This window comes from Flavobacterium sp. 40-81 (assembly GCF_001898245.1).
GTDB lineage: Bacteria > Bacteroidota > Bacteroidia > Flavobacteriales > Flavobacteriaceae > Flavobacterium > Flavobacterium inviolabile.
The window spans coordinates 114,965-136,945 of the sequence record NZ_MKTM01000013.1; the positions used below are offsets into that span (position 1 = coordinate 114,965).

The 21,981-nt window shown below is 41.7% G+C and carries 16 protein-coding genes and 1 tRNA gene; 6 read left to right on the forward strand and 11 right to left on the reverse strand.

The window, feature by feature from the left end; genetic code table 11:
- The 7 genes from BGO42_RS04910 to polA all read right to left on the reverse strand — a co-directional run bounded on the left by BGO42_RS04910 (position 1) and on the right by polA (position 10,136).
- Positions 1–1,119 carry a hypothetical protein gene (locus tag BGO42_RS04910; protein ID WP_273246477.1) on the reverse strand — a complete coding sequence of 373 codons (1,119 nt, stop codon included), beginning with the start codon at positions 1,117–1,119 and terminating at the stop codon, positions 1–3.
- Positions 1,116–2,621, reverse strand: a complete 1,506-nt coding sequence (locus BGO42_RS04915) for a hypothetical protein (protein ID WP_273246476.1) — start codon at positions 2,619–2,621, stop codon at positions 1,116–1,118. Before BGO42_RS04915 ends, BGO42_RS04910 begins: the two co-directional genes overlap by 4 nt.
- Positions 2,622–2,636: 15 nt before the next feature.
- Positions 2,637–4,022 carry a B12-binding domain-containing radical SAM protein gene (locus BGO42_RS04920; protein ID WP_273246475.1) on the reverse strand — a complete coding sequence of 462 codons (1,386 nt, stop codon included), beginning with the start codon at positions 4,020–4,022 and terminating at the stop codon, positions 2,637–2,639.
- A complete protein-coding gene (locus BGO42_RS04925; protein ID WP_273246474.1) occupies positions 4,019–4,801 on the reverse strand; it encodes a class I SAM-dependent methyltransferase in 783 nt (260 codons plus the stop codon). Before BGO42_RS04925 ends, BGO42_RS04920 begins: the two co-directional genes overlap by 4 nt.
- A complete protein-coding gene (locus tag BGO42_RS04930) occupies positions 4,798–6,255 on the reverse strand; it encodes a B12-binding domain-containing radical SAM protein (RefSeq protein ID WP_273246473.1) in 1,458 nt (485 codons plus the stop codon). Before BGO42_RS04930 ends, BGO42_RS04925 begins: the two co-directional genes overlap by 4 nt.
- Positions 6,248–7,153 carry a nucleotidyltransferase domain-containing protein gene (locus tag BGO42_RS04935; RefSeq protein WP_177731559.1) on the reverse strand — a complete coding sequence of 302 codons (906 nt, stop codon included), beginning with the start codon at positions 7,151–7,153 and terminating at the stop codon, positions 6,248–6,250. The genes BGO42_RS04930 and BGO42_RS04935 overlap by 8 nt, the downstream gene beginning before the upstream one ends.
- 124 nt (positions 7,154–7,277) lie before the next feature.
- Positions 7,278–10,136 carry a DNA polymerase I gene (gene polA, locus BGO42_RS04940; protein ID WP_273246472.1) on the reverse strand — a complete coding sequence of 953 codons (2,859 nt, stop codon included), beginning with the start codon at positions 10,134–10,136 and terminating at the stop codon, positions 7,278–7,280.
- Between the two features lie 133 nt (positions 10,137–10,269).
- Between polA and BGO42_RS04945 the strand changes: the two genes are divergently transcribed.
- The 3 genes from BGO42_RS04945 (at position 10,270) to BGO42_RS04955 (ending at position 12,576) form a co-directional block, all read left to right on the forward strand.
- Positions 10,270–10,944 carry a response regulator transcription factor gene (locus BGO42_RS04945; RefSeq protein WP_177731565.1) on the forward strand — a complete coding sequence of 225 codons (675 nt, stop codon included), beginning with the start codon at positions 10,270–10,272 and terminating at the stop codon, positions 10,942–10,944.
- A 7-nt stretch (positions 10,945–10,951) separates the two neighbouring features.
- On the forward strand, positions 10,952–12,286 hold the full coding sequence (locus BGO42_RS04950; RefSeq protein WP_273246471.1) for a sensor histidine kinase: 1,335 nt from the start codon (positions 10,952–10,954) through the stop codon (positions 12,284–12,286).
- A 98-nt stretch (positions 12,287–12,384) separates the two neighbouring features.
- Entirely contained in the window at positions 12,385–12,576 is a 192-nt protein-coding gene (locus tag BGO42_RS04955; protein ID WP_177731572.1) for a hypothetical protein, read from the forward strand.
- A gap of 77 nt (positions 12,577–12,653) precedes the next feature.
- On the opposite strand, the gene BGO42_RS04960 is transcribed toward BGO42_RS04955, so the two are convergent.
- Together BGO42_RS04960 and BGO42_RS04965 are read right to left on the reverse strand one after the other, a co-directional pair.
- Positions 12,654–15,248 carry an FG-GAP-like repeat-containing protein gene (locus BGO42_RS04960; protein ID WP_273246470.1) on the reverse strand — a complete coding sequence of 865 codons (2,595 nt, stop codon included), beginning with the start codon at positions 15,246–15,248 and terminating at the stop codon, positions 12,654–12,656.
- Positions 15,249–15,500: 252 nt separating this feature from the next.
- A complete protein-coding gene (locus BGO42_RS04965) occupies positions 15,501–16,028 on the reverse strand; it encodes a hypothetical protein (protein ID WP_273246469.1) in 528 nt (175 codons plus the stop codon).
- Positions 16,029–16,225: 197 nt separating this feature from the next.
- Between BGO42_RS04965 and BGO42_RS04970 the strand changes: the two genes are divergently transcribed.
- On the forward strand, positions 16,226–17,461 hold the full coding sequence (locus BGO42_RS04970) for a metallophosphoesterase (RefSeq protein WP_177731581.1): 1,236 nt from the start codon (positions 16,226–16,228) through the stop codon (positions 17,459–17,461).
- Positions 17,462–17,535: 74 nt separating this feature from the next.
- Positions 17,536–17,832 (forward strand): thioredoxin family protein, encoded by a 297-nt coding sequence (locus BGO42_RS04975; RefSeq protein ID WP_177731584.1) that lies wholly within the window; start codon positions 17,536–17,538, stop codon positions 17,830–17,832.
- Here BGO42_RS04975 and BGO42_RS04980 read toward each other — a convergent pair.
- Together BGO42_RS04980 and BGO42_RS04985 are read right to left on the reverse strand one after the other, a co-directional pair.
- The gene (locus BGO42_RS04980; RefSeq protein WP_273246468.1) at positions 17,829–18,470 is read right to left on the reverse strand and encodes a polysaccharide deacetylase family protein; all 642 of its coding nucleotides are present in this window, start codon (positions 18,468–18,470) and stop codon (positions 17,829–17,831) included. The two genes, BGO42_RS04975 and BGO42_RS04980, sit on opposite strands and share 4 nt — an antisense overlap.
- Before the next feature lie 60 nt (positions 18,471–18,530).
- Complete coding sequence (locus BGO42_RS04985; RefSeq protein ID WP_273246467.1) at positions 18,531–21,734, reverse strand: glycosyltransferase family 117 protein; 3,204 nt, start codon at positions 21,732–21,734, stop codon at positions 18,531–18,533.
- 164 nt (positions 21,735–21,898) lie between these two features.
- Between BGO42_RS04985 and BGO42_RS04990 the strand changes: the two genes are divergently transcribed.
- Positions 21,899–21,969: transfer RNA gene (locus BGO42_RS04990), tRNA-Gln, on the forward strand.
- The last annotated feature ends 12 nt before the right edge of the window (positions 21,970–21,981 follow it).

Consider the following 21,981-nt stretch of genomic DNA (forward strand, 5'->3'; position numbering starts at 1 on the left):
TCAGTTGATATAATTGACTTCATTCGGAGACTGCTCCCTTACATGATCGGAAACCGCCAGTCCCTGAAAAGGAGCCAGCGCTTCAACGTCTTTCCGGTTGTACAGATTGCCCAGGAAAGGAAATTCCGGATACACATGTGTTGTGAGTCCCGATAACCTGCTTTGCACCTCAGCCAGCGGGAGATTCCATTCGAGGCTTAGCCTTTCGGCAGAAGGTTCCATAAAGGAAATATATAACAATTCTGTTAAGGTGTGCTGCTGGGTCTGGGAAAAATCAATCTCACCGGACAGGCTGTTCTTTATCGCATTATGGGAAACCCTGTAATTGAGCAGGGTATTCTGGAAATCATTATAGGACAGATAGCCGTTGTAATTGTTCTGAATACTAAAAAGCGGCTGTATGGAGGATTCATGACACCACATGCATTTGGCTGGTTTGCCGGCATTTGAGTGTGCCGGATCGGCATTGTTTTTTCGCTGTCCGTTCGGGTCAAAAATGCCAAAGCGCAATTGCCCGTTTTCCAGTAGTTCTATTGTTTCATATTCCAGTACCGTTCCGTCTGCCGGATTAATTTCGGAAGAAACAAACAACTGGTTTAAGCCGTTTTGTTCTGAAAACCGGATTATCCGGTGCTCCAGTGAAACGCCCGAATCGTTTACATATCCTTTTTCGGGTTTTAGGGTGTACTTGTTAAGAAGTGTATTCAGATTTTCCGGTACTCCGGCAATTTTATAGTAATGTTCGGATGATCCTAAAAGCAGCGATACATACCGTCCTAAGTCGATTGTGCCGGTAAGCTGGTATTCGGGAGTGTTTTTTAAAGTTTCATGCAGCTGATGGAGTTTGTTTTTTGCATTTTCGGAAAACCCCAGTTTGTTTAGATCTATCGCAATGCGATTGCCGCTGGCGGTTATACCATTAGCATTGGCAGGCAGTTTGGCGCCTATATAGGATAATGCCCATTTCAGGCCGATAACGGAAGTGTGGATGTCGTCATTTTCATAAGCTTTATTCCATTTCAGGAATAAGGACGGGTCGTTGGTTTCCAATAGATCCGAATAGGTCTCACTAACACAGGAGAGGAATATAAAGCTAAAAAGGAGTATTATTTTTTTCATTGTTGTTGCGGGTTATGGCGGGTATTGCTAATCTTGTAAAGGTAATAATCGGTATTCCGGACAATAGCTTCCTGTAGTTTTGTTAATTGCTCCACTTTTAAATGATGCCGGTCGCTGATGCTGGCCGGATTTTCAAGGATGTTTTTTTTGCTGATAAAGATAAAAGGCGTGCTGATGTTTGTATCGGCCGAGAGTATCGTAAGGATTTGTTCGCCGGAAAGCTGCGTGTCACACCGGAAACTCCAGTCGCAAAAACTCTGACGGCTTTTCTGGCAAACAAAATAAGGTTTCTGATTCAGGTAAGGCGCGATGATGGTTCCTTCACAAAACAGGGTTACCACTTCCAGATGGGACAGTTTGTTCCGGTTTAAAAAACCGGCTACGGCTTTACCGGAGGAAAAAGGTTCTTTATAATCGATGGTACAGGCCAGGATACCGCTGCAAAACTGAATGATCAATATTGTGTAAACAGTTGTTTTTTTTAACAGCTGTACCGTAATGTTTCCGGAAGCTCCGGCCTGTTGATAATAGCGGTCGATCCATAAGGCAATGATAATAATGAGGTAGGTGATTCCGTCAAACCGCGTGGCACCTGTCTGGGTAACGAAGAAAAAGAACTGCACGCCAATTAAGGCGGTATAGGTAAAGAATAGCGTATTTTTTCTTTTGTAGAAAAACAATAGCGGCAGGAAATAGAGTAAAGCACCTACTAATAAAGCCAGCGTTTTGCTTGTGTTTACAATCCAGTTGGAATTCCAGAAATGAATGGTGCTAAAGTCAGGGATGGTGACGATGCCTTTGAACAGCGAGATAAAACCTTTGATGAATTTTTCATAGAAAGGAATGTCGGCTACTCTCCGCTCAAAAGCATGCAGATCGGAAGGGACTACCTGTATGAATAGCAGCAGCAATCCTAAAAAGAATATCGTATATCCCCAATAATGCGTCGTTTTTATTTTTCTGTTTTCATAGATAAAGGTCAGCAGCAGCGCACAGCTGATTGTTGCAAACAGAAGATGAATATTTGCCGCGATGATGAGGTACAGGCAGTACAGCGTGAACTTTTCGTTTCGCTGCCTGTAAATGCTGCAGGCTAAAAACAGGAATAATATCCCGATGTTATAATTCCGGCTGATAATGTTGTATTCGAACAGGAAGAAATACCCGAAAATAAAAAGGGTTTTAAAGACCAATGAAAAAGGGGCTTTCTTTACAAAAACGCTAACGGCAATAGTGGATACAACAATATGAAAAAACTGCATCCAGAACGGATTTGCAGTAAAACGGCTAATCATAAAAAGGAGTATGTTCCAAGCAACGGGATGCCCTTCGTTTTTCCTGTTTTGCAACAATTCCGAAAAACTGCTGCTATCCCGTGCCAACAGCCAGTGATGTGCTTCGTCCAGCCAGAGCTCATGATGGAGAATACCAATAAGGCTTACAGCAAAGTACAATGCTATAATACAGATCAGGTATTTTGCTTCGGCTTTTTCCGTTATCATCAGTGTCTGTTTATACTATTTGCTAATCATCATTAGTCCTCCGGCCAAAAGGGATTTTACCTTCAGCTTTAAAATCTTAACGGGATTCCTGTTTTCCTTTTTAATGAGCTCGCGGTAAAATTCGACTTCGTTAACCACTTTGCTCACGGCATAATCATAGAATTTCCGGGAATAGGTTCTTTTAAAATCAATTTGCCGGTCGGTTGAGGTTTCCCAGTCCGGTTTGATGGTAATATCGCTTTCGATCTCGTCATAAAGGGATGTCCCTTTAATCGGGTAGGCCACCGTTATGGTATATTCTGTCGGGTTGGCTTCTTTTAAATATTGAATGGTTTTGTAAATATCGGTTTTGTCTTCACCCGGATAGCCCACCATAATAAACGTTCCGGTTTCGATACCCAGTGCATTTGTTTTCTGTATGGCTTCTTTTACGACGTTAACATCAACACGGCGGTCCATCAGGTCGATTATTTTCTGCGAACCGCTTTCGGCGCCAATCCAGATCCGGTAGCAGCCGGCTTCTTTCAAGAGGGTCAATATCGCATCGTTGAGTCTTTCGGCACGGGTGATGCATTCAAAAGGAATAACCGCCTTTTGGGCAATGACCTCATCGTGAAACTCCGTCAGCCATTTGTGGCTCACGGTAAATACATCGTCTACAAACCAGATGCTGTCCGGATTGTATTTTTCTTTTAACAGCAGCATTTCTGCCGCAACCTGCTGTGCCGGCCTTCTGCGGTAGCTTTGCCCGTAAACGGCCGTACTGCACCATTTGCAGGTGTAAGGGCAGCCTCTCTGGGTGGAAATGGTCATCGAGCTTTTGCCGTGATTTGTTTTCCAGGTTTCTAAATATTTTTCAATAGGAACGGCTTCCCGGTTGGGTATCGGCAATTCGTTAAGCTCTTTGAACTTTGTCCGGGCTTTGGTTTTAACTACGACATTGTTTTCCAGATAGGCAATGCCGTCAATACCGGAATAACCGGTGTTGTCCATGATCGCATTGTAGAGCTGGTATGCGGTTTCTTCTCCTTCGCCAATGATCAGGAAATGAGCCCCGGTATTCAGGTAGTTCTCACAGTTATAGGTAATGTCCGGACCGCCCAGTATGATTTTCGGGAATCCGTAGCGGGAATCGGTAAGCAAGATCCGGATCAACTGAATGACTTCAATTTTGGTCATCAGATTGGTATAGATCGCAATGACCTTCGGCTGCATTCCGGCAATAAAGCGAAGCTGTTTTGTTTGGGTATAGAAAGTGCTGTCGTACACTTTGTTGTCGATGCCGCGTTCTAACAAATAGGCAGAAATATAGAGCAGCCCTAACGGCGGATAGGGCTTCATTATTTTCTGTTCTTTCGGGTCATCGGTAAGATAGTACCCATGTGTCAGCAGAATACTCATCGCTTTTGTAATGCTATAAAATAATGGTCGGCATAACGGGCGGTAAAGCTGAGGTTCTTTGCCTTGTTTTCCAGATAGTTCAGTAAGGCGGTTGTTTTGGGCTTACCGCTTATGAATGTTTCCAGATAAGAAGGCGGAACAAACAACCCAACCGGTTTTACCGTGGTTATGGTAAAATGTTCTTCCGACAGTTTTTTAATATCGTTTGGATTATAATAATAGGTGGCAATCTTTTCTCCGTCCACATTGGCAAGAACCTTTTCCTGTTTTCTGCGGAAAACATTGCCGGATTGCCCTTTTAAAAGAAAATAGCCCTGCTCCCAAAGGGTGTTTTTGGGCATGATCACCAGAAACAGGCTTCCGTTTCGGGGCAATAAGGATGCTGCATTAGCAAAGAAATTCTTTAATTCTCCGGGCGACAAACAGTTTAAACCGCCAAAATCGGAAAAGATACAATCAAATTGTGACGAAGGGAAAACCGCCGGCAACGCATTAATGTCGGCCTGGCGGAAAGTGATATTCTCAGCCTGCTTTTTTTGTTGGGCAACCTGTATCATTTTCTCCGAAATATCGGTAGCCGTAACCCGGTAACCTTGCCCGGCAAGCCAGAACGCATCTTCACCGGTACCGCAGTTTATTTCCAGAACAGACCGGACAGATTGGTTGTTTAAGCAATTGCTGAGGTGACCGTAAACATAACTGCGCTGTAATTTGCCAATGACCGTATTGGTAAACGTTACATCATAGGTTGATGCGGCTATGTCGAATGTTGCCTTCATGATTTTGCCAATGCTTTTATCCGGTAACGATCAATATAGGTACTGGGGATATAATACCCTAATTTTAATATGGATTTGAGTTGTGTCCGGTTTACGGAATCGTTAAATATATTTTTCAGAAAACTGATGCCCTGACTGATGCGGTATTCCTTATGCACCAGGCGTTGCAGTTTCCGGTAATATTCGGAAGAGTAGGTGCCGTGAAACATCATGTCTAAATCATCAGAATCGGACCAGTTGGATTTGAGTTTCAGGTCATCTTTAACCTTGTCGTAAAATTTCGTTCCCGGAAGCGGGTAGGATACCGAAATGCCAATATTGTCCGGCAGCAGTTCCTTAACCATCGCAATGGTTTTTTGAATGTCCTGCTGGTTTTCGGTCAGGTAGCCAAACTGGAGAAAGAACGCCACGCTCACTTTTTTGCTTTTGAGCAATCGGGTCGCTTCATATATCTGGGCTACCGTAGTGCCTTTGTCCATCGCATCCAGGATTTTCTGGGAAGCGCTTTCGGCACCTACCCATACTTCTTCCAGACCGGATTTTGCCAGGACAGAAATCGTATCTTCTTTTAATAATAAATCCACCCGGCTCTGTATGTAGTAGCGGATGGTGATTTTCTGCCTGTCCAGTTCTTTTCCGAATTCCTGTACCCAATTGGGCTTTAATCCGAAAATGTCATCGCACATCCAGAATCGGGAAACCCCGAACTGTTCTTTTAAATAAGCGATCTGCTGCACGATATATTCCGGCGAATGGGCATTGTAGCGATTGCCGTAAATTGGCTTGGCACACCAGTTGCATTTATACGGACAGCCTCTGGTGGTGGCAATATTCAGGGTAAAAGGATATTTGCTTTTTTGCCAGATGGCTTTATAGTCAGGAATATTTACCAGGTCCCATGCCGGCTGCGGCAATTCGTCCAGGTGCTGAATAACTGTTCTTTTGGGGTTTATACGGGTGTGCTGCGTGTCGGGATCTTTAAAAATAATCCCGTTCAGGCTGGCAGCCGTTTGTTTGCTGTCTAAAGCTTTTATAAGCTCCAGCAGGCTGTATTCGCCTTCACCCTGTAGAATATAATCGGCGCCTTTTTCCAGGTATTTTTCATAATGATCCGTCGAATCGGAACTGCAGACAATCACAATGGCGTGATGTTGTTTCCCGATGGCGATCATTTCAAAACAGGCTTCTCTCATTTTAGTGAGGCACATTTTGGTCAGGTAATTGAAACCGTCGTCATAAATAACCAGGTAATCGGGCTGAAACTGTTGTAATTTGGGAATGACAGACAGCGGACTGTCTAATAAATTGGTGTCGAACAAGTCAACCTTATAGCCGTTCTGTCGCATTAACGAAGCTGCATAAAGCGTTCCCAAAGGCGGAAAAGGCGTTTTGTTTTTCCATTGCTTCGGATCCAGCCTGTAATAATAAGAATGCGAAAAAAGGATGTTAGACATGTTCTTTGGTTAATTGGATATTGTGTGCGGTATATAATTCTTCGTATTTCCGGTTTAAAGCGTCAATGACTCTTTTCTGAAAATTGGAAGGATGGTGTTTGGACACTCTTTTTGATGATTTGAAAGCGATGGAAAATTCGGAAGCCAGTTTTTTCTCGAATTTCACTTTCCAAAATGAAAAAGTAGTGGTAAAGGTCATTTTCTCTACTTTCTTTCCAAAGGAACCGGAAAGCAGGTTTTCAACGGCGCGGACAATTCGTTTTTTAACAACGGGTTTTATTTCTGCGTCTTTTTTCTGATGGTTTGGAAAATAGTCGGTTACCCAGCGGTTCTGTTCAAAAAAAGCGGTCAGCATTTCTTTTCCGTGTAACGGTACTAAAGTAGCAATTTCGGTGGCTGTAAACCTGTTTTTTTCTTCTATTTCAAGATTGTCGGCTGTAATGAAGTAATTCATACAGAAATATTTCCTGGAATTGAACAGGAATAATTTTTTATAGGCTACCAGGAAAGTCCGGCAGGTCCAGAGGTGTTCCGGTTTAACGATTATAAAATAGTCGATATCGCTTTTGCTGTCAAAATATCCTTTTGAAAGCGATCCGGAAATGGCAACGGCTTCTACAAAAGGAAACCACGAACTGATAAAATGGGCTTTTTTTTGTGCGGTTCCCAGTGCTTTGACGGCATTCCGGTTCCCGGTTTCGCGTCTTTTAATGTGTTCGGAAGTCAGGTTGATATGGTAGTAGGAATCGGTTTTGGTGATGATTCCGCTTGCTAAAGCCTGTTCTATTTCGCAGTCAAAATCATTTCTGTTCTCATGATCGGAGAAAGAATAGATTTCCTCTAATTTCAGAGGGTGATTAAAAATCGAAAAATAGAGAATAGGCTTTAATATCTTCAAAGTAAAAGATTTTGCTATTAATAATATGTTTGTTGAACCGTATTAAAATTAGCAAAATCTTTTATTAAATATTAATTTTTTGATGATATGGTATGAAATAATTGGGAAACGGCAAGGGATTGTTCTAATGGGCTTGTAGCCAGTCTTTTCCGTGACCTAATTCTACTTCCAAAGGAACTTCGAGTATAAAAGCGTTCTCCATTTCGTGTTTGATCATTGGCTGAATTTTCTCCAGTTCACTGTTGTGCACGTCAAAAACAAGCTCATCGTGTACCTGCAGCAGCATTTTACTTTTCCAGTTTTCGGCAATCAGGCGTTTGTGAATATTAATCATCGCTATCTTGATAATATCGGCAGCACTACCCTGAATAGGGGCGTTAACGGCATTTCGTTCGGCGGCACCTCTCACAACGGCATTCGCAGAATTGATGTCTTTTAAATAACGGCGTCTGCCCAAAACGGTTTGTACATAACCGTGATTTCTGGCAAATTCCATTTGTTCCTGGATATAGGCTTTCAGTCTTGGATAGGTCTGGTAATAGGTGTCGATAAGTTCCTTACTTTCGGAACGGCTCAGAGAGGTCTGATTGCTCAAACCAAAAGCAGATACACCATATATGATCCCGAAGTTAACGGTTTTGGCATGGCTACGCTGTTCGCGGGTTACTTCTTCCAGAGGCACGTTGAATACTTTTGCAGCTGTGGAAGCGTGAATGTCTTCTCCGTTCCGGAACGAATTGATCATGTTTTGTTCTCCGCTTAAGGCCGCGATAATGCGCAGTTCTATCTGAGAGTAATCGGCAGAAACCAGTGTGTAGTTTTCATCTCTTGCTACAAAAGCTTTCCGGATCTGACGGCCTCTTTCGGTACGGATCGGAATGTTTTGCAGGTTCGGATTGTTCGAACTCAATCGGCCGGTTGCGGCAACCGTTTGCATATAATCAGTATGCACCCGCTGGGTTACTTTGTCTACCTGGTTTGGTAACGCATCAATATAGGTGTTCTGAAGTTTAACCAATTGGCGCCAGTCCAGAATGTTTTTGACAATTTCATGTTCGTTGGCAAGGTAGCTCAGTACTTCCTCACCGGTTGCATATTGTCCGGTTTTGGTTTTCTTTTGTTTGGCTCCGCCAATCTTTAATTTATCGAAAAGGATATCTCCTAATTGTTTCGGAGAAGCCAGGTTGAATTTCTCCCCGGCAGTTTCATAGATTTGCTGTTCAAAAACTTTAATATCGTTATCCAGTTCTTTCGATAGCGATTTCAGAAAATCAACATCCAGACGGATTCCTTCGCGTTCCATAGCTGCCAGAACGGTAACCAATGGGATTTCAATGTCGTCAAACAGTTTTTTAGTACCTGTTTTATCCAGCTGTTCCGAGAATAGTTCTTTTAGCTGCAACGTAATATCGGCATCTTCCACAGCATATTCCTTAACGTCTTCCAGTTCCACATCGCGCATGGATTTTTGATTTTTTCCTTTTTTACCAATCAGGGTTTCAATGGATTTCGGCGAATATTTTAAATAGGTTTCCGCCAGTACGTCCATGTTGTGACGCATATCCGGATTGATCAGGTAATGGGCAATCATGGTGTCAAAAAGTTTTCCTTTTACAACCACATCATAATTGGACAATACTTTTAAATCGTATTTCAGGTTTTGCCCTATTTTGGTAATGTTTTCGTTTTCAAAGAACGGCAGCAGTTTTTCAAGCAGTGCTTTTGCTTCGTCCTGGTTTTCCGGAAACGGTACATAAAATCCTTTTCCTTTTTCGAAAGAAAAGGCAATTCCAACCAGTTCGGCATGTAAGGCATCGAGGCCTGTTGTTTCGGTATCAAAGCATACTTCCGATTGCTGTAGCAGGTTTTGCAGCATTAGTTTAATGCCCAGATCGCCTTGTACAATCTGGTAATTATGACTGGTGTTTTCTAATGTATTGTAGTAACTGTTGTGTGCCGCAGCTGCTGTTTCGGCCGGAGCCGCTTCACCAAATAATGAGAACTGGTCTTCGTTTTTAGCCGATTTCCGAGTGGTTTTGGAAACTGTCGATGCCGAAGGTTCTAAATTATTGGTATTGATTTCGTCAAATTCCGATCCGTCGGCAAATAGTTTGTCGAACTGTTCTTTCATTCTCCGGAATTCCAGTTCCTGGAATATGGCTTCCGTTTTTTCAACATCCGGACGGGACAGTTCAAAGTCTTTTTCATCAAAAGTTACCGGGCAGTCCAAAAGGATCGTTGCCAGTGTTTTGGACATGATCCCTTTTTCGGCATTGGCTTCGATATTCTCTTTCATTTTTCCTTTCAGCTCATGGGTATTGGCCAAGAGGTTTTCCATAGAACCGTATTCTTTCAGTAATTTTTTGGCTGTTTTTTCGCCCACTCCCGGTAGTCCCGGAATATTGTCGACAGCATCACCCATCATGCCCAGGAAGTCGATTACCTGTTCCGGTCTTTCAATTTCAAATTTTTCAAGTACCTGAGGAACACCCCAGATCTCGATATCATTCCCCATTCGTGCCGGACGGTACATGAAAATATTTTCGGAAACCAGCTGTGCAAAATCTTTATCGGGCGTAACCATATAAACCGTATAGCCTTCTTTTTCGGCTTGTTTTGCCAGTGTTCCGATCAGATCATCGGCTTCATAACCCGGTAATTCCATAATGGGAATGTGCATGGCTCTTAATATTTCCTGTATGTAGGGAACGGCAATTTTTATCGCTTCGGGAGTTTCATCACGATTGGCTTTATATTCCGGAAACATCTGGTTTCTGAAATCACTTCCGCCTTTGTCAAAAGCAACAGCCAGATAACCCGGTTTTTCTCTTTTAATAACATCCATCAGGGAATTCATGAATCCCATAACAGCCGAAGTGTCTAATCCTTTGGAGTTTATGCGGGGATTTTTGATAAAAGCATAATAGCCGCGAAAGATTAATGCATAAGCATCAAGAAGAAAAAGGCGTTTTTGTTGTGACATGATAATGATATTTGAATGTAAAAATAAGGAATCCAATATTTATAGGATTCAATACCCCGGAAATTTTATTGGCAACTGCATTTATTATGGGGATTATTCTGTAATTTTAATAGATTTTAATGCTATTATCCGTATGAATATTATTGTTGTGGAAGACCATCAGGAATTAGCCGGGGAGCTTATGCGTTTCCTGACCGATAGCGGCTATATCTGTACGGTAAAAAAGAACTGCAAAGCGGCACTCGATGAAATTGACAGAAACGAATATGATGTGATGTTGCTGGATTTAGGACTGCCGGACGGCGACGGTCTGGATTTGCTAAAAACCATCCGGAAGAATAAATCGAAGATGGGCATTATTGTAATCACTGCCAGAGGAGAACTGGATGACCGGATCAATGGTTTTCATCTGGGAGCAGACGATTACCTGACCAAACCGTTTGCATTGACGGAATTGAGCGCCCGTTTGTTTGCCGTGATCCGCCGGATACACGGTTTTACAATGAATGAACTGCCTATTCACGGTTTCCGGATTCAGTTGCAGGATTATAAAGTCCGGCACGGGGAACAGTCGATTAGCTTAACAAAAAAGGAATTTGACGTTTTTCAGTACCTGGTGCTCAACAAAAACAGGGTGGTTACCCGTTTGCAGCTCACAGAGCATATCTGGGGCGATATACTGGAAATCAATTCCGATTCTAATTTTATAGACGTGCATGTCCGGAACCTGAGAAAAAAACTGGAAAAACACGAAAAGCTGGATTGGTTTGAAACGGTCCGGAATGTAGGATATCGCATTAACGAATGAACAGCCGATGAAGTTTAAACATCAGATCGCGACCTTTAGTATTCTCACCAGAATTACACTTATTGTAGTGTTGTGGTTTGCCTTGCCGATACTGGTTGAAAAAGTGGTTTTCCGGCATATCACGACCAGCTTAACGGAGAAAAAGCAGAAGTTTATCAAGAACCTTAATAATGAGGAGATCAATGATTTTTTGTCGAACAATACAATGGACGATACCTATGCGAGTTTTTCCAACCTGCACAGCGAGTTTTTGCAGCTGTCCCGTATTCCCGACAGTGTAAAGGTGGAACCGAAAACGGTTTTTATAACGGCACCCAGAATTATTGAAAAGGAAAAGAACGAATACCGCATACTGCAGTATTTTTTTAAATATGAAGGCAAATCATATCTGCTGGAAATAGGGAATAACCTGGCTCAGGTAAAGGATCTGTATTTTGTGATCCGTTCTTTTACCGTAGCCGTACTGATAGGTCTGGTCTTGCTGACCTTTTTGTTTGAGGCTTTTTTTATTGATTACCTGCTACGGCCGTTTTACCGTATTATCGACAGAAAAATCAGGTATATTGATAATCCGGAAGCGTTTAATTATGAAATGATTCCGTCCCATTCCGATGATTTTAAAGAACTGGATACGGCCTTGAATCAGATGATGGGCAGAATGCAGGATGTTATTAATAAAGAGAAACAGTTTATTGCGAATGTGTCGCACGAATTGCTAACGCCGATCGCGATCCTGAGAAGCCGGTTTGAAAACCTGCTGGTAAACGAATCGATTAACGATGAAGGGCTCGACAAAATAGTCAGTTCGCTTCGGACTTTGGATACCTTAAAAAAGATTATCAACAATCTGTTGCTGATTTCGAGGATTGAGAACAATCAGTTTCAGGCCGATGAAACGATCGCGTTGCAGGAATTGCTGGAAGAATTGCTTTTGGAACTGGAGGACCGGATCAGGGACCGGAACATTACCGTTATAAATACAATGAGTACGTCCTATTCATTCCAGGGGAATAAAACACTTATTCATATCTTACTGTTCAATATACTGGTGAATGCTATAAAGTATAATAAAGAAGGCGGAAAGATAATTCTTTCGGATGCTTTTGAATCCGGGATATACCGGTTTTCGGTTTCCGATACCGGCTGCGGAATTGATCCGGAACAGGTTTCGAAGCTTTTTAATCGTTTTGCCCGGATGAATTTAAAAGTGGAAGGACAAGGACTTGGGCTGGCTATTGCGCATACGATAGCGCATTTTCATCATATTGAGATTGCGGTAACCTCAGAGCCGGATAGCGGCAGTACTTTTTCACTGCTTTTCCATTTACCGGCAAAAAGCTAAATAAAAGTTAATTTTTCAGGGAAGGGTAAATCTTCATTTTAGCTTCATTTTCGCGATATAACTTTGACTCATAAATTAATCATTAAAACTTTTATATCATGAAAAAATTAATGCTAGTTGCTGTATTACTAGGATCTGCAGCAATGACTTTCGCTCAAACTGAACCAGCAAAAACAGTTAAAACACACAAACACGCTAAAACCGAAATGAAAGCTGAAGCTAAAAAAGAAGAGGCTAAAAAAACGGATGCTAAAGCAGAGAATTCAAAAATGAAATCAGAGAAAAAATAATCGTTTTTCTCGCTATAAAATATCAAGAGGCTGATTGTACAATCAGCCTCTTTTATTTGAGGTGTTTTCTTTCACCTTTATTGTTTTACTACTTTCTGGGAGTAGGTTTCACCGTTTTCACCATCTATTTTCAGGATGTATATTCCTGCTGCCAGACTGGAAAGGTCGATTGATTTCGATTTTGCAACGATGATCTGCTGTCCAAGCTGGTTGAATATTTTTACAGTGATATCCGTTTGTTCCGTATCGATATTTACGATTGTATTTGTCGGATTCGGATAAACCGTGAAACGGGCTTTAGCGGTTTCGTGCAGGCCTAAATTAGTACCTTGTTTGAAACATCTCACTGCCGATCCCTGACCACGTGGTCCTCCGGCAGACGGGTTGATTATCGCACTGCTGAAATAGAAGTATTTCGCTCCGATACTGCTTGTGGTACTGCTCCAGTAATAACCTCTTTGTCCTTTATAGTTAGCATTTCCGCTGGTATCTCTGTTTCCGCCTACGGTTAGTTTTAAATTACTGTCATACGCTTTTCCGGGTGATGTAATCACTTCTTTCACGGCAATTTCTTCCCATTCTGTTTGTGTTGGCAATCGCCATCCGTTACCTAATGCTTTACAAGGGTCACAACCTTTTGTGCTGGTTGCTGCTGCCGGTGTTGCGGCAGTCCACTCATCTGTCAAAATGTTGCCGTTCCACCATGCCGGTCCGGATGTAAAGAAGTTCGGGGTTCCGGTTCCGATTCCTGAAGGATTGTTTGCTGCCGGCGATAAAACCGTTGAAGAAGTTCTCAATTGGTGTCCGTCGTCCCAACGTCCCCATTGGAATAAATCTCCAAAAGAGTTTTCATCGGTCGAAGAAGTTGCTACAGCAGGCGTTCCTAAGTTTTGCTGTAGCCAGATGTTTCTGTCGGCACCTCTAACGGTAGTATAAGTAACCGTATTGCCCTGGTAAGTAAACGTTACGCAGCCTAATGATCCTACCGGTTCTGCCGGTTCCTGGCAAACCACAGCGCTTTCAATGGCAATACTGTAATCTTCTGTTTGCCCGGCTCTTAATGTGGTGTCACAAGGATCGTTAATGGTGTTTGGCGCAGCTGGATTGCCCAATGCCGCTACATTCGTATTCTTGATGATTCTCATTTTCGTAGTTCCGGTTGCGGCATTCGCCGGAATAGCAATATTGGCCGTTAGGGTATTGGCATTTGCCGGATTTGCCGGAGCAAGCTGGCCAATATAGAAACCTTCGCCGGCATCATTAAAGTTGCCGTTCTGGTTGAAATCGATATATAGCATTACATCGCTCGGAAAAGAACTGGATGGCCCTTTTACTGCGATAGGATAGGTTTGTCCTTTGATAACCGGTGTGCTGATGTTGGTGAAATCTTCATATACCGGTGTTGTTCCCGATTGGAAAGGAGAAGTATTGTTAATCGTACCGAATGTAACATTGGTAATCATATTACTGTCGGCATTGTATTGGAATACCGGAGTACAGTCCTGAACGGAATTGTTGGTGTACAGGATCGATTTTGCCAGATCATTGTCTTCATATCCCATGATAAACAAATCGGTATCGCCGTCGTTGTCATAGTCAAAGCATAAAGCACGCGACATGGTTAAAGGATTCAGCGGAGCAGCGTTTGTAACATCCTGGCTGAATGTTCCGTCGCCGTTGTTTTTGTATAAAGCCAGTTTGTTGTCTCCGTCAGCATTGGAACCCATGGTAAAGATGTCCAGAAGACCGTCGTTGTTGTAGTCAATAAAGCGGGAGCTGCCGTAATAAGTTCCTAAGAAAGAGGAGCCAATTGGTGCAAAATGTGCGGCTCCGTCGTTTAAATATGCGTGCAGTATCGGTTCGAACGTGTCGCTCATTCCGGATAATAAGATATCTAAATGACCGTCGCCGTTAATGTCTGCGGTATCAATTGAAGAGAAATAAACCGAGTTTAAACTGCTGTTATGGCTGGTAAACTGACCATTTCCCTGATTGATGTATAGTTTTGTTTCCGGTACATAGGCTGTACTGTATCCGGTTACCAATATGTCTGGTAATCCGTCTGAATTAGCATCGAATATTTTGGTCGCGCTAAAGTTTGTTCCTAATAAATTGATGTTTGACGGTTCGAAAACACCGGTATTTCCGGTCTGGAAGTACACTTTGGTGACACTGTCTGTATCGTTGATACCGTTCACCAGGATGTCCATGTGACCATCCTGATTCAGGTCGGCTAATCCGATAGAACCGTAATTGGTAGGGACTATGGAAGGTATTGCTACTTTGCTGAATGTATTGTTACCGTTGCCATAGTAAATTTCAAAAACCTGGGTTTCGTTAATAGACTCGGTACCGGTAATGGCAAAGTCAAGGTGTCCGTCGTTGTTGATATCGCCAACAGCTACTGCAGAATACATTATTGGCGTAAAATTGTTTGCTGTATTCATTACAAATCCGTCAGGACCCAATTCGTATAAGGCTGTAAAACTGTCATAACCGGGTAAGGCACCCGTTACCAGCATTTCTTTTTTACCGTCACCGTTAAAGTCGGCTGCCACGCAGTCGCCATAAAATACTCCGGTAAACACAGCACTGTTTTGCGTTAATAACTGTGCTTTACAATCCAGCTGGGAAAGGAAAACGACAGTAAAGAGTAAGTATATTTTCTTCATAAATCATTTAATTAAGTCTTTGCAAATTTATTTATTTAGATTAAATAAAAATAACAGAGACCATTTTTTAGCTTTTTGTGATAATATTGGAAATATATTTTTGGGATGCGGAATTATTTAACGGTTAGATTGTATTCTGAATAAAATTATAGGTTAATATTTTTGGTTTGGTTGGATTGGGCAGGAACGGATTGTATAAAAAAACCAGAGCAAAATGCTCTGGTTGTATCGTTTGTATTGAAAAGTGTGTGCTTAGAAGGAAAGCTGAATACCCAATCCGTTGCCATTGGCAATAATAGCAGAAGATTCGATAAAACCCTGTTTTGGATTTTTAAGATCAGTATTCATCATATCTACGGCTTTTTTGACTTTTTTGGTATAGCCTATTTTTATCGGGATGGCCACAATTATGGCGGCCAGACCAATGGCGGCTACTGTGAACTTTTGTTTTTCTTTTTCAACGGTAGTGACTTGCCCGGCACCAAAATTATGCTGGGTCACTTTAGAATCGCTGTCGGTGGTAAGGTTGTACAAAAGGTTTCCGGCAATCATTCCGGATCCGGCAGCAATCAGGATGTTTCCGAATGTTTTTTTATTTCTTCCGGCATTATACAATTTTAATGCTTCTGCATTGGTCTGCATCAGGTTGCGGACTTCACTTGTGGTCAGGCGCTGGTTGCCGGCATTGAAAACACGTCCTCTGGACTGTGCGGTCAATACTTCTTGCGAATAGGCTGAAGTCAGGCTAAAAGCAAAAAGTAAAAATAGGATTTTTCTCATTTTGTAAAGTTTGCGGCAAAAATAATCATTTTGGCTTATGCTGATTAATCGGTTTGATTTTTGTTAAAACAAAATGTATATTGATAGTCTCTTTGCGGGTATTTTGATAAGTCCGGAGTAATGATGGGGTATAGTTAAAATATTGCTAATATAAAACCAAGAGTAAGGGCATTCTTTGTTACTTTGTTTATTAATTTATGATGATGCGTTTAGTTTTTATAGGGATAATTTTACTACTGGTTGAGCTGTATGCTTTCCAGGCATTTAAAACAATTACAAAAGAGCGATGGATACTGATTGCTTATCAGGTGATAAGCCTGCTGATTTTTGTGTATCTGATTTACTCCTTCAGCCAGTTTGATAAAAGAACAGGGCAGAACAGACAGACGCTCTTTACGATGGGACTGCTTTTGATAACGCTTTTACCCAAACTGCTGATCGCGATCATATTATTAGGAGAAGATATTTTCCGTATGTTCGCCACCGTGATCAACTATTTCACTCAGGTTGACAATATAAAAGAAGCCATTCCGGAAAGAAGAAAGTTTGTAAGCCAGGTTGCCATTATGGTAGCGCTGATTCCTTTCAGCTCTTTGCTGTATGGTATGACGAAAGGGAAATACAATTTCAAGGTGATCCGCCAGACGATATTTTTCCCGGATCTTCCGGATAGTTTTGACGGGACTACGATCACGCAAATTTCGGATGTGCACAGCGGCAGTTTTGATAATCCTGAAAAAATCAGTTATGCGATCGATCTGATAAACGAACAGCAATCGGATATTGTCCTGTTTACCGGGGATATTGTGAATACACATGCCGAAGAAATGCATCCGTGGATTGAGACTTTCCGGAAAATTAAAACACCGGCATTAGGGAAATATTCCGTTTTGGGGAATCATGATTACGGGGAATATGTTGACTGGCCTTCGCAAAAAGCCAAAGATGAAAATTTCAAGGCGATTAAGGATTTACACCGTCAAATTGATTTCAGGCTGTTGCTTAATGAAAATGTAAAAATCAAAAAAGGTTCCGATGAAATAGCGCTTGTTGGTGTTGAAAACTGGGGTGTAAAGTTCAAACAGGCGGGCGATTTAAACAAAGCTTCGGAAGGATTGGTAAAAGAGGACTTTAAAATTCTGATGAGCCATGATCCGTCGCATTGGGATGCCGAGGTGAAACAACATGACAAACATTTCCATTTAACGCTGAGCGGACACACGCACGGTTTGCAGTTCGGAATTGAAATTCCGGGTATAATTAAATGGAGTCCAATTGAATACGTTTACAAACAATGGGCCGGATTGTATGAAGAGGTTGGTAAATATGTTTATGTGAACCGCGGATTCGGATTCCACGCCTATCCGGGACGGGTTGGCATCTGGCCGGAAATAACGGTTATCGAACTAAAAAAAGGCGAAAAAGTAGCGTAATTCGTTAAAAATGCTACATTTGTATAGATAATAGATTGTAAAAGTATCTTTAAAGTATATTAAACTTGTAAGCTATGTCAAAATTTGGAGAACTTATCAATGCACAAGTACCAGTGCTGATTGATTTTTATACGGACTGGAACGAACCTTCTGTTTCGATGCATCCGGTTATCAGAGATGTTGCGGCCGCTTTGGGTGATAAAGCCAAAGTGATTAAAATTGATATCGATAAAAACCAGGAACTGGCAGAAGCGCTACGTATTAAAGGGCTACCGACTTTAATGATTTATAAAGACGGACAGATGGTATGGAGACAATCCGGTGAGCTGGATGCCAATACGATCATTGCGCTGGTTCAGGAGCAATACTAATTTAATACACCAAATTCAAATCCTTTTTCTTTTAAAAGCTGTATGGCTTTTGGCAGCGTATGTTCGAGGTTTTTAAAAGCCTTTACGCTATCGTGAAATACGACTATACTTCCCGGTGTCGTGTTTTTAACTACATTTTCGAGACATTGTTCCGGTGTAATGGTCTTGTCAAAGTCCATGCTGATCACATCCCACATGATTATTTTGTAGCCTGATTTTCGCAATTGGCGCGATTGTAACGGCTTTATTTTGCCATAAGGCGGTCTGAACAGGCAGGAGGCTGTTTTGGTGCCGGAGTGCTTTAGTATGGCTTTACGGCAGGCTTCCGTATTTTCAATATATTCCGATTGTTTTGTTTGCCATCCTTTCAGGTGGTTGTAGGTATGGTTGCCAATCGTGTGCCCGTGAGCGATGAGCTTCCTGAAAATATCAGGATGTTTATCGATGTTGTTGCCAATGCAAAAAAAGGTGGCCTTGATGTGGTGTTCCTGTAAAACAGCTAAAACCCATTCCGTTATTTCGGGAGTAGGTCCGTCGTCGAAAGTAAGGTATATCCTGTTCTCTGTATTCGGGACATCCCAAACCTGATTAAAGAAAATGGCTTTTATAAAGCGGTTCGTTTTTATCCAGAAACTCATTGTAATGATGGTATAAAAGCAATATGCCAATGGATCTCATTGGCATATTGTATCGGGTTGTTATTCCATGTCTCTTGCGAAACGTTCAAACATTTTGTTATAACTGTTGAATTTGACTTTGTTGGTTTCGTAAAACGTTTTGTCATATTGTTTCATGATGTCCAGAAGCGCACGGTATCTTTCGATGTCGGTAACGATGTCTACATACATATCGTTTTGTTCGGCACTCTTTAATCCTTTATAGTAACGGATGTTTTCCTGGTATTTTCCGGCTAACTTGGTTAAGATCGCACGGGCTTTATTTACTTCTCCGATTTCATAATACCCGGAAGCGAAAGGTTCTACGAACGTATAGAATCCGAATTCGTCAATCGGCATTTTAGCCATTGCTAAATCGATAATATTTTTCGCTTTATCCTTTTTGCCTTCTGCGATTAACTTCTCTGTTAAACGGGCTAAATTCGTGCGGTAGGAAATACTGTTTTTACGGGTTTCAGGATCGTGGTAGATTTTCGGATCACCACTGTTGCCCCAATCCCATGACATTACAATTTTGTACATTTTTTCCGTATCGATATTACCCATATCCAGCGGACTTCCGTTTTTCGGTATCGGTGTTTTTACCGGAACCAGTTTGTACACCATTCCATCCAGCTGCAGGTAATCTTTCATCCAGATATAATCGTCGTCACCAAAACTACCGCCTGTAAAATAGATAGGGCGTTTCCAGTTGTTGTTGTAAACCAGATCCAGCATCATTAAACGGTTAATGTATAAAGCACTGCCTTCGATATCCACATCAATTGCCGAAACAATAGAATCGTTTAACTGTGGCGCTACCACTTTGTTTTTAATAACGGTTTCCTTGTTAACCGGAATTCGGATCTTATTGGTAGGGTAGAAGTGGATCTTTTGTCCGCTTCTTGGAATTGTAAACAGCGTTCGCTCATCGTCACTCTTAATAAAGTCAATGAACTGTTTGATGTCGATGCGTTCTTTTGTTAATTCCTGGAAGAACATATAATCGCGTTTTCCTTTTACATATTGGTCGTGTGTGAACGAAATAGGCAGCGGATCGGAATTATATGCTTTCGATTTCATCTGGTCGATGTACCAGTCTTGTGTGAAAAGCTGGGTGTTTACGATCCTCACATCTGTTCGGTAGCCTTCGATTTCCTGAGCATACCAAAGCGGGAAGGTGTCGTTGTCACCAATGGTGAATAAAATCGCATTCGGTTCGCAGGAATCCAGGTAGGCTTTAGCCATTGCTACAGCCGTATAACGGTTCGAACGGTCGTGATCGTCCCAGTTTTCTTTGGCCATTAAAACCGGAGCCGCCAGTAAACAGGCAGTTATCACAACCGGTCCTGCAATTTTTGGCTGTAAATAATTTTTGATTCCGTCGTATATCGCATAAACCCCGAATCCTAACCACATGGCAAAGATGTAGAAAGAGCCTACGAGCGCATAATCTCTTTCACGCGGTTCAAACGGTCTTTCGTTCAGGAATACTTTTAGTGCCAAACTGGTGAATAAGAATAAAACCAGTAATACATAGAAGCTTTTAAGGTCCTTTTTGGCATGAAAAATCATACCGATAACGGCTAAGATAAAAGGAAGGAAATAATAGGTATTTCTTGCCTTGTTGTTTAATACATCAGCAGGAAGATTGTCCTGAGAGCCTAAACGGATTTCGTCTATAAACTTGATACCGCTCAGCCAGTTTCCGTTTTGGGTGTCATATTTACCCTGGATGTCGTTTTGACGACCGGTAAAGTTCCACATTAAGTAACGCCAGTACATATAACCAAACTGGTATTCGAACATGAATTTCATGTTGTCAACAAAGGACGGTTTTTCGATGATAAGGTATTCGCCGTAAGATTTTAAGAATTTATCATATTCCTCAATCCCTAATTTTCCGGAACTGTAAGCGTTACGGAATTCGGCTACCACCTGTACCAGTTCGTCTTCATGGGAATATTCCGGGTTGATGGTGAATTTTACAGGCTGTGTAAAAGTCATGTAGTTCACCGCATTGTCCGGACTCCACATTCTTGGCAGGAAGCCTTTCTGGGTGTCGCTGGTATTTTGTCGGGCATTAACATAGTTGTTTACAATTTTGTAGGTGCCGGTTTTATAATCTCTTTCGTAGTTTGGTTTTTCGTCTTCATACGGTTTGTCTTCGTCCAGTCCAACATAGGCTTCGGTAAACAACGGACCGTAGAATGTTTTTTGTTCTCCGTACTGCTCACGGTTGTAATAGGCTAAAACCTCTGCAGCATCCGAAGGTCTGTTTTCGTTAATAACCACATTGGCATTGGCGCGAATCGGCAGCATTAACCAGGTAGAGAATCCGATTAAAACGAATAAGACACAAAGTAATAAGGTGTTGTAAAGCGGTTTTTCCTTCTTTTTTGTATAACGCAATCCGAAATAGAAGAAAAGAATGATTAACAAGGCTGCAAAAATGGTTCCGGAGTTAAACGGCAATCCTAAAGAATTTACCATGAAAATCTCCATTTTTCCGAAGAAAGCCAGTGTGTACGGTAACAGGAACTTAAAGACAAAGAATAAGATCACCACAATTACCACATTGGCAATGATGAAGTTCTTTATGGTAACGGTTTTGTAATTTTTAAAATAATACAGTAATCCTAAAGACGGAATGGTTAATAAAGCCATGAAGTGGACACCGAAAGAAAGTCCGATCATTAGCGAAATCAATAAAAGCCATCTGTTTCCTCTCGGGCTGTGCATGTCTTCTTCCCATCGCAGGCCAAGCCAGAACAATACTGCAATGAACAGTGATGCCATGGCGTAAACCTCTGCTTCGGCAGCACTAAACCAGAAACTGTCTGAAAAGGTAAAGGCAAGGGAACCGACAAAAGCACTTCCTAAAACAACGATTGCATTGTTTTTGTCAAACTCGGTAAAGCCGGAAACAATTTTCTTTAAAAGGATGGTCATTGACCAAAACATGAATAAAATAGTGAAAGCACTCGAAAAAACAGACATCATGTTCACCATTAAAGCGACCTTTTGAGGGCTTGTTGCGAACATCGCAAAGAAAGCACCGATCATTTGAAATAACGGAGCTCCCGGCGGGTGACCTACTTCCAGTTTTGCAGAAGTGGCAATGTATTCACCGCAATCCCAGAAACTTAACGAGGGTTCAACGGTTAGCGAATAAGTAATTAAGGCAATTGCAAATGTTGACCATCCTAAGATCGTGTTCCATTTTTTAAAGTTAAATGTTACCATATATACTTGTCTATTTTTTCGGATTAATTTCTTTTACAAAGAAACTATTTTTTTGGAGAAAGAAAGCTGAAAATGTTTTTTTAATATTTTTTTATCAAAAATTTGGATTGTAAAAAAAATGTCCTACATTTGCACCCGGAAATCAGTAATGATGCCGGTTTTAGTGGCCTATGGTGTAATGGTAACACAGCTGATTTTGGTTCAGTCGTTCTAGGTTCGAGTCCTAGTAGGCCAACAAATAACCTCT

Excerpts from the sequence above, each read along its gene's own strand:
- BGO42_RS04910 (WP_273246477.1), bottom strand. The coding sequence starts at position 1,119 with ATGAAAAAAATAATACTCCTTTTTAGCTTTATATTCCTCTCCTGTGTT.
- BGO42_RS04915 (WP_273246476.1), bottom strand. The coding sequence starts at position 2,621 with ATGATAACGGAAAAAGCCGAAGCAAAATACCTGATCTGTATTATAGCA.
- BGO42_RS04920 (WP_273246475.1), bottom strand. The coding sequence starts at position 4,022 with ATGAGTATTCTGCTGACACATGGGTACTATCTTACCGATGACCCGAAA.
- BGO42_RS04925 (WP_273246474.1), bottom strand. The coding sequence starts at position 4,801 with ATGAAGGCAACATTCGACATAGCCGCATCAACCTATGATGTAACGTTT.
- BGO42_RS04930 (WP_273246473.1), bottom strand. The coding sequence starts at position 6,255 with ATGTCTAACATCCTTTTTTCGCATTCTTATTATTACAGGCTGGATCCG.
- polA (WP_273246472.1), bottom strand. The coding sequence starts at position 10,136 with ATGTCACAACAAAAACGCCTTTTTCTTCTTGATGCTTATGCATTAATC.
- BGO42_RS04945 (WP_177731565.1), top strand. The coding sequence starts at position 10,270 with ATGAATATTATTGTTGTGGAAGACCATCAGGAATTAGCCGGGGAGCTT.
- BGO42_RS04950 (WP_273246471.1), top strand. The coding sequence starts at position 10,952 with ATGAAGTTTAAACATCAGATCGCGACCTTTAGTATTCTCACCAGAATT.
- BGO42_RS04955 (WP_177731572.1), top strand. The coding sequence starts at position 12,385 with ATGAAAAAATTAATGCTAGTTGCTGTATTACTAGGATCTGCAGCAATG.
- BGO42_RS04960 (WP_273246470.1), bottom strand. The coding sequence starts at position 15,248 with ATGAAGAAAATATACTTACTCTTTACTGTCGTTTTCCTTTCCCAGCTG.
- BGO42_RS04965 (WP_273246469.1), bottom strand. The coding sequence starts at position 16,028 with ATGAGAAAAATCCTATTTTTACTTTTTGCTTTTAGCCTGACTTCAGCC.
- BGO42_RS04970 (WP_177731581.1), top strand. The coding sequence starts at position 16,226 with ATGATGATGCGTTTAGTTTTTATAGGGATAATTTTACTACTGGTTGAG.
- BGO42_RS04975 (WP_177731584.1), top strand. The coding sequence starts at position 17,536 with ATGTCAAAATTTGGAGAACTTATCAATGCACAAGTACCAGTGCTGATT.
- BGO42_RS04980 (WP_273246468.1), bottom strand. The coding sequence starts at position 18,470 with ATGAGTTTCTGGATAAAAACGAACCGCTTTATAAAAGCCATTTTCTTT.
- BGO42_RS04985 (WP_273246467.1), bottom strand. The coding sequence starts at position 21,734 with ATGGTAACATTTAACTTTAAAAAATGGAACACGATCTTAGGATGGTCA.